This window comes from Corynebacterium sp. NPDC104732, from assembly GCF_055583565.1.
This window is the reverse complement of sequence record NZ_JBVJNS010000030.1, coordinates 1-13,463: the sequence shown is the minus strand read 5'-3', so window position 1 is coordinate 13,463 and position 13,463 is coordinate 1. Positions and strand designations below refer to the sequence as shown.

Genomic DNA, 13,463 nt, shown 5'->3' with positions numbered 1-13,463 from the left:
TTCCTGACCCCCAGCCCCGAATTACTCCCCGAGGCCCTTGCAGCCTAACCAAAACAAACGGGTCTAACCGTCAACAAAACTTGACACAGCCCAAACATATCGACGCCATCATCAACGACCACGGCCAGTGGATAGGACTCGCCGACGAAAATTGGCGCCCCATCTGCGACCTACCCGCCGCTACTGAATTCACCGCGGGGTCTATCCGCTTAGACCACGGAGACTGCGAGATCGTCATCCCCACAAACCTAGGCGAACGCCCCCACCGCGCCGTAACAGAGCTGATCGCCGATGGCCTCGGAACATTCAGCAACGATGGCGTGCTAGTACCGAACATGGCAAAAGCCCGCAATATCATCGTGGCGCGCCGGGGCCGTCGGCAAGCGTATTTCGTCTCTCACGCTACTGCTGAGGGGCTAGTGGATAAGCCGACTACATTACGGATTTTTGGGCAAGACTTGTCCGGTCTGCTGGCTGCGACGCCGTGTCCGAGTATTCCTGGTACGTGGGGGGTAAACCCCGTGCAGACATGGGAGCAGGACGCCGGCGGGAAGTATATAACCCCGCGGGATTATGGTGCGGTGGAGTTCGCGGACGTAGCGGACGGATATGTGATGCGGGGATCTGCGGTCAAGGTACTGCGTGAGATTGTGCAGGATTCAGTAGATGCGGTGTGCGCCCAGCAGAAGTGGGACACACCTCACCTGGTAGTGGATATGGCTGGTGGAGCTATCTCACCGGAGATCACTATTCGTATGTCTGACCAGTCGGTGTGGGACACGGTCACCGAACCTGCACGCGTGGCTGGTGTGAATGTGGATGTCACGCTGTGGTGGCCAGGTGATGACCCGGTGGTGGCGCGCCCGGGCCGGGGCAAAGAGCCAGTAGCAACGACGTGGGACCACCCTATTGGCGTGGTACGTATCGACCATGTTGAGGAAGAGGGGTAAAGAATGCATGCTGTTGTCGCTGACGGCGGCGAGCTGACGGTCGTACGCCGTCTGGTGAACTTTGTCTATGGTTCCTGGAATGTAACATGGCCGCAGGATTTCGAACCACCGAAGCTGGATGAGGGCCGTGTTCTAGGCTATGCGGGTGCGTTAGCAGAGGCTGATCCAGGGTTGTCCGCTCGGCGGTTCGCGCGTGCTGATGTAGACATCGTGGCTACTGATAATCAGGTGGAGCCACCGGAGCCGGGCTCGTCGAACGTAGAAGAGATCTTTGATTACACGATGCGACGTGCCTCAGGTGAGGTGTTCTTTGAAAAGGATATTCCAACGAAGAACTTAGGTAGGCTCACCCCGCACGTAGATTTTGAGCTGGGTGATCGTATCCCAGTCAGACTGTGGGGGAGGGTACTTCCTGGGCAACTGGTGACCGCCATTAAGCAAACCGCGTCTCCAGAGGACCCCTGCGGGTGGCTGGTCCATATCGGCGGGCAAGTGCTTGGCGACGAATCAGCGCGGGTGAAGCAAACGAAGGAATTTGAGCGTCAGATTGCTCAAGAGCGTCGGGATCGACTCAAACAAGAGAGCTTGGTGGGGCAACGTGTCACTCATGTCGCGGACCAGGCGTCAGCAGCCCAGATCTCTGCAGATGGGGCGCAGGCTAAGGCCGTATCCGCGCAGACTATGGCTGATGCTGCCAAGGAAACGGCGGATGATGCGCTAGCGAAGTGGCGGCAGCAAAAGGATTTTATCGATGCGTTGCAGTCTCAGCAGATCAGTGAGCTGTCTGCGCAGCAAGAGGCGATGCGCCGTTGGGTTGAGTTATCTCGACAGTCGTCAGAGACGGTGGATTCATGGGATCCGGTCAAAGTAGGGCCAACGACGGTGAGTTATCCGTCGAAGAACACCTTCTCAGTTGTAGTTAGCCGAGACCGGTATTTGGTAGGCGTAAGCGTGCTGTTCATAGCTCGAGTGAATGCGTTGGCACCGTACAGCATCTCTAAAACTGGCGAGTTATATCCCGGGCAAACGTGGTCCCCGAGTGTCGGAGGGTTCGAAGCGTTTAATTCGGTGTCGATTGTGGTGCATCCGAAGATTGATTTTACAGCGATTTTGGCTGATGAACGAAGAAAGAGAGGTTTGACGTAGTGACTAGGATTTCAGGGAGTTTGCTGTGCGTGACGAGTAAACCTGCAGCTGTGAGCGAGGTGTGGGTGCGTGCGCCGCGGTTGCGTGCTGCTTCTGACGCAGTGATCACTACCGATCGGGAGCGGGTGCCGGTCGATGAGGGACAGGTGAGCTTTTCCTGTGCTGCTGGTCCTGCTGTGGTGGTGCTTGTCTCTGCTGGGGCTCCGGTGCAGTCGGTGCCGATCCTGGTAGCGGATACGGGTGAAATGTCACTGCAGGATGCGGTGAAAGCTGCGGAGGCTGTGAGTGTCGGCGATCGTCGAGTTCTTGAGGAGCTGGCGGCGTCTGCAGTGCGTGCGGTGGAGGCAGAAAAATCTGCTACTGCGTCGGCGCTTGCGTTGCAGAAAGCGCAGGAGGCTACGGCGCGTGATGCGAAGGCAGCGGCGTTATCGGCCGAGGCTGCGAAACGGTCAGAAGAATCTGCGTCAGAATCTGCAAGCGAGGCCTCGAGATCGGTAGAGACTGTGCGATCCTCGGCTGAGGTCGCACAGCAACATGCGTCTGAGGCGCAGGAGGCTAAAGAGCGTGCTGAAGCTGCTGCTGATCGAGTTGGGTCAGCTGAGCAGGTGTTGTCGGCTAGAGATGAGGCGACGCAGTCGGCTGCGTCGGCATCGAAGGATGCTGGCAACGCTGCTGAGTCTGCTCGTGGCGCAGCTTCGTCTGCTGAAGCCGCTGCTAAATCGGCGAGTGAGGCTGATACGACGGCGGTGGCTGCTTCTGTGCGTGCGGTTGAGGAACGAGTATCAAAGCTGCTTGAAGGTGCCCCGGAGGCGTATGACACGCTGCAGGAGGTGGCGGCGAAGCTGTCGGAACAGGATGATGTGGCGTCGTTGTTGATGTCGCAGCTTGCTGGTAAAGCAGAGAAAAAGCATGAGCACACACTGCAGGATGTGAAGGGGCTGGATGCTGCCTTGAGCGAGAAGGCTAATAAGACCCATTCGCATAATTTCCGCGAGGTGGAGGGTTTGCAAGCTGCTTTGTCGGAGAAGCTGGACTCTAGTCGTTTCCGTCGTGAGACTCAGAATTTCGCAACGAGGTCTGAGCTGCGAGACAAGGCTAGCTCGTCTGAAGTGAATGCGCTTAGGCAGCAGGTAACTGAGAGCTGGATCGCCGTCGGAAATACCCGCGCCACTGATGGCAAGCTTCATGTCGTTTATGAATGAGAGGTTCCAGTGCCGATTTATCACCAAGGACGAAAAATAAAAGACGTGTACTACCAGGGCCGGAAGGTGAAGGAGCTCTGGTATATGGGGCGGAAGGTGTATTCGGTGGCCCCTGATTACCCGGAGTGGTCGGAGTCTGGATCTTACCAGGTTGGTGACATCGTGTCCTACCGGGGCGGATACTACCAGCTGAAAAGAAGACAATATCAAAGTATCCCACCGGATTATCCACGATTAGGCTCCCGGTTTTGGCAGGAGGTCTTCCCTGGTAGCTTCAACTCCAGCCCCGGGGCCTCGCCCGGATACGGGTGGGGGTGGTGACGTCGCACCGTGGCAGGAAGACATCGCCTATTGTGTAGGCGATTCTGTGTCCCATGGAGGGGGCTGTGTGGGTCGCGACGTCATTCCACTATTCGACACCTTACAACGCCCCTGGCACGAGGGCAGGTTTCTGGAAGCGGGTGTAGAGTCCCACAATCCCTGACATCCAATCGTCCCCTTTTAGTCAATAAAGACAAAAGGGGACTTACTCATCTTCAAGAAAGAAAGGAGCGTATTATGCGCCCAACCCCACAACATCGTGGAGACCCACTGTTCCTACCTGATCTGCTCCGATACTGGGGAGTGAATGTTCAGGAGTGGCCTGGGTGGAAAACCCGAGGGCACGGCGATTTCGGAGCCATCCAAGGAGTGTTCGCCCATCACACCGGCACCAATACTGACATTCCAGGCTATATCGCCCAGCATCCAGACCTTGGTTTGTGCTCTCAAATCCACTTGAACAGGGACGGAACCGCCGTGATCACCGGCGCTGGTATCGCGTGGCACGCAGGCCGTGGTTCCTACCCCGGCTGGCCGACCAACAATGCCAACCAGGTCAGTATCGGCATCGAGGCAGCCTCCGACGGCACGAGCCCATGGCCAGAGGCTGAACTCGACGCATACCGCAAGATTTGCGCCGCGATCTTGTGGTATCTGGGCAAGCGCGCCACACCACAGACGCTGCTCGGCCACAAAGAGTACTCCGGTGATGCCCAAGGAAAGTGGGATCCCGGCGGAATCGACATGGACAAGTTCCGTGCAGAAGTGAATTGGTGGATCGATAACCCACCGTTTGAGAAGAAACAGGAGATGCAAACAATGAGTGATGCTATTGCGTTCACCCGTACCCATGAGGCGGCTTTAAATGATGACAAGCTTGCTTCCCAGCGTGCTGAGCTTCATGCGCGTGATGCTCGGGCACAGCTGACCGGCTCTACCGAGGTTGGTAAATACCCTGGCTGGCCGCAACTTGGGGGCCGCACCGTTGTCGATGCTCTAGCGGCTATCGGCGAGAAATTAGGTCTCGACGGCTTTAAGGATCCGAAGGAGGGCAAGTAATGCACAGTCCACGTTTTTGGTTTGATGCCGCAGAACGTGCGGTGAAGACGTTCGCGCAAGCGTTGCTGGGGGTGTTTATCGCCGGGGTGACGATCCTTAATGCTGATTGGGTGGATGCGCTTGCTGTCGCTGCTACAGCTGCATTGGTGTCAGTGCTGACCTCCATTGCCTCTTCTGGGGCAGGTGAGCCTGAAACTGCAAGCCTGGTGGGCGGTGGCGGTAAACACCGCGCCCAGACTTCCACACCGAGCTAGGGAGTGATCTCATGGTGTGGCGAAGCCGAGTAAACCCATGGTGCTTGATGGGGATCGCATGGCTAGCGGTCGTACGTGGGCTGGTCTACATCGCCGGGATCTTGTGGGAGGGCTACAAGATCCCCGCGGCACTTGAGATCGTTTTCGAGGTGCAGTGGCAGCTCGCGATCGCCGGCGCCGTGTGGGTTCTTGTAGGGGGTCTTTTCGGTCTCAGTGTGGTGATGGGGTGGAAGCTGAGGGAGCACACGGCGTTGCTTGTTGGTGTGCAGGCGGTGTGGGTCGTGTTGCATGTTGGCGCTATGGTCATTGATCCAAGCTTCAACACGTTGCTGTCGCTGAGCATTCATCTTGTTTTGATTCTGTGTGTTCTCACGTTTGTGCAGCAGGAGCTTTCGAAGCCGCGGGAGGTGTGTGGTAGTGGAGCCGACGTTTAATCAGATTTTGCTGACGCTCATTACTGTGCTGGGTGTTCCGCTGTTTACTTGGATCACTAAGCGGGACATTGATCGGCGTGCAGCTTCTGAGGAGCAGCTTACCCAGCGTTTGAAAGAGCAGCGAGAGGATTTCAATGTGCTGCTGGATCCGCTCAAGGAAGAGCTCAGTCGCCTTCGGGAAGAGAACTCAACGATCAAGAAATCAGTCGAGGGGTTAGAACAGCGGCTTGATGATGAGGAGCGGGATAATAGGTTGCTGTTGGCAACGTTGTTTGAGGCGGTCGAGGCTTTGGCGAATGCTGTTCCACCGATCAAGATTTATCTCCCGGCCCGCGTTCAAGAGCTGTTAAAGGCGTCGCATTATCAGTTGCATGGGTGAAATCGGTCCCTAGTTGTTCAGGAGCTTAGAAGGAACACTGGGGGAACAGTTAACGTAAACAGCCTGTTAGACAGCTATTCCAATCTGACTACGGATCAGAAGGTTGGGGGTTCGAATCCCTCCGGGCGCACCAAGTAAAAATGCCGTCCCACCTCGTGCTTAGTTGATTTTATCAACTGGTTGGTGTGGGGCGGTTTTTGTTGGTGGGGCACAAAGTGCCGCACAGTGGGGTGCACCCCGAACCGCATGGGGTAGGGGTGTTAGTTGTCGCGGCTTGAGTAAGAGCCTTCGGTGGGTATTGTCGGGTTAAATAGCAAAATATATGTCCGGCCAGGCACTGTTGTGTTAGTGCTCGGCTGGGATAGCGTTGTCGCAACAGGGCTGGTCGGCCTGTTTCCCAGCTTGTTTTATTCCCTTTTGTCCCAGTGCGAGCACACTACGTGGTCGAGGATGGGTGTGATGAGTAGGCAGCCTGCTGCAGTGTAGGTCGCCTTCGATAAAGACCTGATCGTATACGCGGTAGGGGTCGGCGGTGCAGAGGGTATCAATAAGTCACAAGGGGTGTGAACCCGCGGTTCAGACTTCTTCGGGAGATGCCTCACGAGCCTGTAGTATCGGCTTTTGCGGTTGAGCTGACAGCATAAGCATGGAAGGCTCGAAAAGTTTGCCGCGTGTGTGTGATCAGCTTTGGTGTTGGTAGTCGAAGCGCCACTAGGTGGTGCACCGCCACCTAGTGGTGCCGTTGTTTTTGCTTTTGTCCCAGGCAGACGGGGCATCGGGGTCGGTTTTTGGTTACCGGAGTTAGGTGACCGCACCTGTTAGCACAGGAGCGGTATCACTCGCGGTATTGAACAAGGATTGTGCGTTTATAAGACCTCAAGCAACATAAAACATGCATTTGCATACCTTGACCAGGACCTATCGCGGACAACAGACACACTTTCTGCTACTTAACCCGTATTGTCCATGCTGTCGATTCTGGTGGGGCGGGGATGTTTTCTTGGGGTAACCCCGGAGGCCAATGAAGGTGAGGGTGGTATTGCTACTGTTCTGGCCGGGACGGCGCCGAAAAAAGGAGTCTGAGCAGTCAGTTTGTTAAAAGTTAACCGTAGTGTGTAGAGTAATCATTCGTTGCTAGCGAGCAACGTAAAGCTGCGCCCGTAGCTCAACGGATAGAGCATCTGACTACGGATCAGAAGGTTGGGGGTTCGAATCCCTCCGGGCGCACAGCATAAGAAACCCCCGGTCGCAAGGCCGGGGGTTTTGCCATTGGCGCACCAGGCGCCTGCTAGCTGGATCCGTTTTCAAGTATGCTGTGCAGCATGAAGATTAATGAAAAACTAGCAGCAGCATTGAACGATCAAGTCACCGCCGAGCTCGAGGCATCCCTGGTGTACTTGCAGCTGTCCTACATTGTTGACAGTTTGGGCCTTTCCGGCATCCGCGATTGGCTCCGCGCGCAGGCCGCCGAGGAAAACCTGCACGCGCAACAGTTCGCTGACCACCTGGCAGCGCGCGATGTGGTGCCTCAGGTGCAGTCCATCCCAGCGCCTCAGATCGCGGCGACCACTGTTGTGGAGGTGTTCGAAGCAGCGTTGGCACACGAGGAGAAGATCTCTGCGAAGATCCGCCACCTGGCTGAGCTTGGTTTTGAAACTAAGGATTACGACTCCCGCCCACTGATCGATTCCTTCCTCGCCGAACAGGTTGATGAGGTCGCGATGGTGAAGGAGATCCTGGATCGCCTGCGCATCGTAGGTGAGGATGGCTCCGGCCTCCTGCGCATCGACGCAGAAATGAAGGCGGCGCGCAGCGCCTAGTAATAAAAGTAATAAACCCGCAAATCGAGCGTACGGATGGGATGATTTAGGCCGAAAACGTCCCATCCGTACGATAAATCCGGGGGTCTAACTAGAACACATCAATCCGGGCCCCAAGATTCTCGGCTTGTTCGAGCTGGCTGACCCAGCCTGGCGCGCCGGGGTGGAGACGGAGGATGGGGCGGCCGGAGATGCCGGAGCTGCCGGCGGCACGTGCTTCGTAGCGGATGCGGGAGCGGTAGCCGGTGTCGATGAGGAGGCTGAGATCGTTTTCGGGTGACGCGAGGTGGGCACGGGCGTCGGAAAGCAGCTCGAGCGCTTCATCGAGGGCGATGAGGAGGGCGTCGCGGTTGGTTTCGCACATGGCTTGCACGAGTGAGGGGTGGGTGCCGGCAACGCGGGTGGAGTCGCGGAACGAGCCTGCTGCGAGCGATAGTGCTAGTGCGCCGCCGTTGTCGCCGGTGATGGCGAGGGCCTCGGCGAAGATGTGCGGGAGGTGCGAGATCCGGGCGACGGCTTGGTCGTGCGCGGATACTCGGGACGGAATGACCTCCGCGCCGACGAGGGTGGCGAGGTGCACGACGTCGATCCAGAGGGAGATCCAGGTGTCGGTGGGATCGTCGTAGGCGTGGTCGAAGGTGACCACCCAGGCTGCGCCTTTGAAAAGTCCAGTCATGGAAGCGGGCCAGCCGGAGTCCGCGGTGCCGGCCATAGGGTGTCCTCCGACGTAGCGGTCTGCCATCCCGCGGTCGCAGACGAGGGAGTACACCTCTGCTTTGACGGATACGACGTCCGTGAAACCGCAGTTCGGTGCGTGGGTGGCAATGGCGTCGAGAAGCGAGGCTATTGCTGGCATGGGGGTGGCGAGCACGATGAGCGCGTCGGTGGTGGCGGCGCGCTCGAGGACGGCGACGAGGTCGGTGGTGACGTCGAAGCCTTCTTCCTGCGCTGCGGTGGCGCCGGAAGGGGAACGGTTGAAGCCGAAGACCTCGACGTCGAGGGCGGAAAGATCGCGCAGGAGCGAGCCACCGATGAGGCCAAGGCCGAGGATGCACACTGGTCGAGAAATCTTCGAAATAGTCACCCTCCAAGTGTGGCACAAAATGCAAAAGTGCGACTACGGTTACAAGCTATGAGCACGAATGAAGAGCCAAGCTTCGCGGTCACCGTGACCCAGGCTGCTGGCGTGTGGAAAGTCGCCGAATACGATGACGATTTTCGCGATGTGAGCGACGCCGTGACCGCGGTGCGTCGCCTCCGGGCCGAGGGGCCAGCCTTCGCCATGCTGTGCGTGGAGGACGACTACTTCATCATCGTGCGCCCCACCCCGGGTGGCGTGAAGCTCCTCATCTCCGATGCCACAGCAGCGCTGGATGACGACTTTGCCGCCTCCGCCCTCGACCTGATTAATGCAGATCCGGAAGACGGCGAGCCGTACGCCGAAGGGGACTTCGACCTGCTCGCGGACCTGGGCTTAAGCGAACAGATCGTGTCAGTCATCATTGATGACACCGAGGCCTGGGCCTCTGAGCAGCTGCAACAGATCGCCGACGAGATGGGTTTCGGCGACGAGCTCGCAGAGCTGTATTAATGCTGCCTGAGTTTGAAAACATGATGCGCCGCGCCCTCGAGGTCGCCGCCACCACCCCGGAGGCTGACGTGCCCGTCGGTGCTGTGCTTTACGACGCCCACGGCCGCGAACTCGCAACCGGCACGAATCGCAGGGAAACCGACCTGGATCCGACTGCCCACGCGGAAATCCTCGCCATTAGAGAGGCAGTACGGGTGCATGGCGATGGGTGGCGCCTGACTGACTGCACCTTGGTTGTGACCCTAGAGCCGTGCACCATGTGCGCCGGGGCATTGTTGGGTGCGCGGGTTGGCCGGCTGATTTTCGGGGCGTGGGAACCGAAAACCGGCGCGTGTGGTTCCTTCGTAGATGTGCTCCGCGCTCCCGGTAACCTGCATCCGATGCAGGTGCGGGGCGGGGTTCTGGAAGAAGAGTGCGCTGCTTTACTCAGTGAATTTTTTCAGAAGCATAGGTACACTCGGGATCCCGTAGTCGAAAGTTAAGGAGTTAAGAACATGGGTGACATTAAGAACAAGGTGGAAGAGGTCGTCGGCAAGGTAAAGGAAGCTGCCGGTAAGGCCACCGAGAACGAGCAGCTTACGGACGAAGGTCGCGCTGATCAGACAAAGGCACAGGCCAAGGACGCCGTAGACGACGCCAAAAACAAGGTCCTCGGTTCTCTGCAGGACTAGGCGATTTGGTTTCTGCGTTCACCGGAAGCTAATCTTGTTCGCGGTGGCGTGTCCGAGCGGCCGAAGGTGAACGCCTCGAAAGCGTTTGTTGGGTAACCCCCAACCGCGGGTTCAAATCCCGCCGCCACCGCCATTTTCAAAAACGCCCTGGAGTTTTTCCAGGGCGTTTTTACATATAGAGTCGAGGGCATGGCAAAGTTCTTGTTCCATGTCGGAAAGTGGTCCTTTCAGCGCAAATGGGCGGTGATTGCGATCTGGCTCGTGCTGCTGGCAGCTGTGGGCAGTTCGGCGATGACGTTTCAAAAGGGCTTTGACGATAAGTTCGCGATCCCCGGCACCCCGTCCCAAGACGCGGCTGAGCTGTTGATCAAGAATTTTCCCGACCGGAAAAACCCGCTCGACGATGCAGGCGTCAACATTGTGTTCGCTGCGCCGGAAGGGCATCGGTTGTCAGAACCGGGTTACGTGAGCGCGATAGACGATGTAATTAAGCACATTGAAGCGGGCATCCCGGACCGAAAAGACACGATGCGGTTCGGCAACCCGGTGACGCTCAACCCGAAGATACAGCAGGGGATTATCGAGCAAGAAACGGCCCAAGGCATACCGGAGGAAACCGCGCGTGCCGACGCCGAGAACCTCTCCCTCATGTCCAAGGACGGTCGGATTGGGTTTACCACGTTTAACTTTGATGTGGAATCCCCTGCGGACGTGACGAATCACCATCGTCAAGTAGTCCGCGAGGCGATGGAAATTGGGCGCGAAGCCGGTCTGATTGTGGAAGGGGGCGGCGCCGGATTTGGCGATCCGCTCGAGATCAAGACCACCTCGGAAGCCGTAGGCCTGGGCGTGGCTTTTGTGGTGTTGACCTTCACGTTTGGTTCGATCGTGGCGGCAGGATTGCCACTGATTACTGCTGTGACAGGTATCGGTATCGGCTCCTTGGCAATCATCCTGGCCACTCGGTTCACCACGCTGAATAACACCACGCCGGTGCTTGCGGTGATGCTGGGGTTGGCAGTGGGCATTGACTATGCGCTCTTCATTTTGGCTCGGTATCGGGCGGAATATCGCAAGGTTCCCCGCGCTGATGCCGCCGGCATCGCGACGGGTACTGCCGGCTCCGCGGTGGTGTTCGCTGGTCTGACGGTGATCATTGCGCTGATTGCGCTGTCGATCGTTCGGATCCCCTTCCTCACATACATGGGATTGGCGGCCGCGTTCACGGTGTTCATTGCGGTGTTGGTGGCGCTCACGCTGGTTCCGGCGCTGCTCGGGGTGATAGGCAAGTTTGCCTTTGGCGTGAAGATTCCGTGGCTGGCTGGCAATCCTCGCAAGCCAGGGGAGGAGCCACGCCGGGGCACCCGGCTTTCTAAGGGGTATGCGTGGGTGACGTTTGTGCACAAGGTTCCTGCGCTGGTCCTCACTGTGGTGGTCCTTGGGCTGGGAGCGTTGACGGTCCCAGCGCTGCGACTTGAGCTGGCGTTGCCGAACGATTCGACGTCGTCGCTGTCAAGCACGCAGCGAAAGTCTGCGGATCTACTTACGGAAGGGTTCGGCGATGGACAAAACTCCCTCATGCTCGGCGTGGTGGATGCCGAAGATGTGAACCCGGATGCGCCCGCGCTGCAACCGCTGATCCGGGCGCAGCGGGACATGAACCCGGACGATTTTGATGCGAAGAAGGCTGCTACTGCTGCGGCGTTTTCCTACGTGGTGGAGCGCTTCAATACAAACGCTGATGTGAAGCACGTTCAGCTAGTGGGATTGTCGGAGTCGGGGACGGCGGCCCAGCTGGTGATCACGCCGTACGCTGGCCCGAACGATCCCATGACTACCAAACTGCTGCATTCGCTGCGGGCTTCGCAGGCGGAGGCGGAGGCGTCGACGGGTATCAAGATTGGCATCACCGGCCTCACCCCGATTCAGCGGGACGTGACGCAGAAGCTTAGCGACGCCATGCCTATCTACCTAGGCGTCGTCGTGGGCCTGGCAATTTTATTGCTGCTCATGGTGTTCCGTTCGGTTATGGTGCCCGTCGTGGCGGGGCTCGGGTTCCTGCTCTCCGTGGGCGCTGCCTTCGGTGTCACTGTCCTGTTCTGGCAGGAAGGGCTCTGGGGCCTTGTGGAAACTCCGGGACCACTGATCTCCTTCATGCCGATCTTCCTCATCGGCGTGACCTTCGGCCTGGCGATGGACTACCAGGTGTTCCTGGTGTCCCGAATGCGCGAATACTACTCCCACCACGGCGGTTCTTCATCGCCGGGTTCGCGTTATAACGCGGTGGACGAGTCCGTGATCGAGGGCTACACGCTGGGCTCCCGCGTGGTCACCTCCGCGGCACTCATCATGATCGCCGTGTTCGTGGCGTTCATCGACCAGCCGTTGCCGTTCATCAAGATCTTCGGCTTCGCCCTCGGCGCCGGCGTGCTTTTCGACGCCTTCTTCGTCCGCATGGGTCTCGTACCAGCCACGATGTTCCTCATGGGACGTGCCACCTGGTGGATGCCACGCTGGCTCGACAAGATCCTGCCACACCTCGACGTGGAGGGCGCAGCGCTGGAGAAAGAATGGGAGCGGCGCCGCCTCGAGGCCGAACGCCTCGCGGACCTGCAGGTGGAGGAGCTGCGGGCCTCGCGGGGTTAGGTTTCTCCTTGGGGAAACCGCAAGCCCGTAAACGGGAGGATTGAATGGCCACATCCGCTGAACTGATGCCCGGAAAGATCACCAAGGTGTTAATGCTTTCCACCTTTATGGGTAGTTTGGGTGGAAGTTTGATGCCACTTCTCTTTAATTATTCATTAGTTTCGGAACGGGGCGTTTCGGTTCGCGCAATATCTGCGGTTTTGATCGCTGGGCCCCCTGGGGTTGTTGTGTGGAAATCGATTTTTTGTCCCTTTTACTTCAAGATTTAGCGCCAAGAAGCTGATGATGTTGGGGCAACTTGGGTTTGCTGCATCGCTCATTCCAGCATTGAGGGGCACTGATCAAGCTGTATTAATGTCTTCGATGTTTTCAGCGTTCTTTTTATTTCGCTGTATCTTCCAGCACGGTCAGAATACATTGTGCTCGTTGGGAAACGTGGATCTTCAATCGGTGCAGCAGACTTTCGGAGTAAACTCAGATTTGTCTCCTATTTAGCCACTGGTATGGCATCAATAATTGCGGTTTCTGCAATATTTTCATTGAATGAATATTTGTATTTATTTTCCATTGTTTCTAATGTGTGTGCGAGGATTCTATGTGCTCTGATAATTTCTCGCTTGCCTAATATTGACAACCAAAGCACTGGTGAAAAGCAAAGCTTGGCATTTGGTCGTTGTTCCGGATCTCAAATTCGCTCTCACTATACTATTTTCTCGATATGGTTTAATCACGTTTGTCTTATGTTTGATCGCTTCGGTCTGTGGAAGTTTCTCTTTTCTTCTGCCATTGGTTTTTGTGGAATATTCCATTGCTGGTAGCCGCGCTTTTCCGCTTATATTGGGTGCGATGACTATTTTCGCTGGTATACTTCATCGCAATGATATTTTGACAAACTGGCTCATCCGGATCTGGAGTGCGTAATTAGCGGGAAGTGATATGTCGGGGTGGCACAACATATAGGGGCCCTGGCCGGTACAAGATGAGAGTTAC

General features: G+C 57.2%; 13 protein-coding genes and 2 tRNA genes. 14 read left to right on the top strand and 1 reads right to left on the bottom strand.

The genetic code is table 11. The features are described from left to right. The first annotated feature begins 80 nt into the window (after positions 1–80). The 9 genes from ACZ6ZO_RS12420 (at position 81) to ACZ6ZO_RS12380 (ending at position 7,565) form a co-directional block, all read left to right on the top strand. Positions 81–950, top strand: coding sequence for a hypothetical protein (locus ACZ6ZO_RS12420; RefSeq protein WP_465292990.1), 870 nt, complete (start codon positions 81–83; stop codon positions 948–950). Between the two features lie 3 nt (positions 951–953). After that, a complete protein-coding gene (locus ACZ6ZO_RS12415; RefSeq protein WP_465292988.1) occupies positions 954–2,096 on the top strand; it encodes a hypothetical protein in 1,143 nt (380 codons plus the stop codon). Positions 2,097–2,125: 29 nt separating this feature from the next. Then, positions 2,126–3,298 carry a phage tail fiber repeat family protein gene (locus tag ACZ6ZO_RS12410; protein WP_465292986.1) on the top strand — a complete coding sequence of 391 codons (1,173 nt, stop codon included), beginning with the start codon at positions 2,126–2,128 and terminating at the stop codon, positions 3,296–3,298. 558 nt (positions 3,299–3,856) lie between these two features. Next, on the top strand, positions 3,857–4,678 hold the full coding sequence (locus ACZ6ZO_RS12405; RefSeq protein ID WP_465292984.1) for a peptidoglycan recognition protein family protein: 822 nt from the start codon (positions 3,857–3,859) through the stop codon (positions 4,676–4,678). Next, on the top strand, positions 4,678–4,932 hold the full coding sequence (locus ACZ6ZO_RS12400; RefSeq protein WP_465292982.1) for a holin: 255 nt from the start codon (positions 4,678–4,680) through the stop codon (positions 4,930–4,932). The genes ACZ6ZO_RS12405 and ACZ6ZO_RS12400 overlap by 1 nt, the downstream gene beginning before the upstream one ends. 47 nt (positions 4,933–4,979) lie before the next feature. Next, complete coding sequence (locus ACZ6ZO_RS12395) at positions 4,980–5,366, top strand: hypothetical protein (protein ID WP_465292980.1); 387 nt, start codon at positions 4,980–4,982, stop codon at positions 5,364–5,366. Next, positions 5,350–5,745 (top strand): hypothetical protein, encoded by a 396-nt coding sequence (locus ACZ6ZO_RS12390; protein ID WP_465292978.1) that lies wholly within the window; start codon positions 5,350–5,352, stop codon positions 5,743–5,745. The genes ACZ6ZO_RS12395 and ACZ6ZO_RS12390 overlap by 17 nt, the downstream gene beginning before the upstream one ends. A 1,154-nt stretch (positions 5,746–6,899) precedes the next feature. Next, a tRNA-Arg gene (locus tag ACZ6ZO_RS12385) sits at positions 6,900–6,972 on the top strand. A gap of 95 nt (positions 6,973–7,067) precedes the next feature. Further along, positions 7,068–7,565, top strand: coding sequence for a ferritin (locus ACZ6ZO_RS12380; protein ID WP_465292976.1), 498 nt, complete (start codon positions 7,068–7,070; stop codon positions 7,563–7,565). A gap of 91 nt (positions 7,566–7,656) precedes the next feature. On the opposite strand, the gene ACZ6ZO_RS12375 is transcribed toward ACZ6ZO_RS12380, so the two are convergent. Further along, positions 7,657–8,649 carry a prephenate dehydrogenase gene (locus ACZ6ZO_RS12375; RefSeq protein WP_182387146.1) on the bottom strand — a complete coding sequence of 331 codons (993 nt, stop codon included), beginning with the start codon at positions 8,647–8,649 and terminating at the stop codon, positions 7,657–7,659. A gap of 48 nt (positions 8,650–8,697) precedes the next feature. On the opposite strand from ACZ6ZO_RS12375, the gene ACZ6ZO_RS12370 reads away from it, so the two are divergent. From ACZ6ZO_RS12370 to ACZ6ZO_RS12350, 5 genes are all read left to right on the top strand, one after another. Then, entirely contained in the window at positions 8,698–9,156 is a 459-nt protein-coding gene (locus ACZ6ZO_RS12370) for a tRNA adenosine deaminase-associated protein (protein WP_182387145.1), read from the top strand. Further along, entirely contained in the window at positions 9,156–9,638 is a 483-nt protein-coding gene (tadA, locus tag ACZ6ZO_RS12365) for a tRNA adenosine(34) deaminase TadA (RefSeq protein WP_232843348.1), read from the top strand. Before ACZ6ZO_RS12370 ends, tadA begins: the two co-directional genes overlap by 1 nt. A gap of 12 nt (positions 9,639–9,650) precedes the next feature. Beyond that, complete coding sequence (locus ACZ6ZO_RS12360) at positions 9,651–9,827, top strand: CsbD family protein (protein WP_182387144.1); 177 nt, start codon at positions 9,651–9,653, stop codon at positions 9,825–9,827. A gap of 42 nt (positions 9,828–9,869) precedes the next feature. Next, a tRNA-Ser gene (locus ACZ6ZO_RS12355) sits at positions 9,870–9,960 on the top strand. 56 nt (positions 9,961–10,016) lie between these two features. Then, positions 10,017–12,473: an MMPL family transporter gene (locus ACZ6ZO_RS12350; RefSeq protein ID WP_465292972.1), complete on the top strand. Its 2,457-nt coding sequence runs from the start codon at positions 10,017–10,019 to the stop codon at positions 12,471–12,473. Positions 12,474–13,463: the final 990 nt, after the last annotated feature.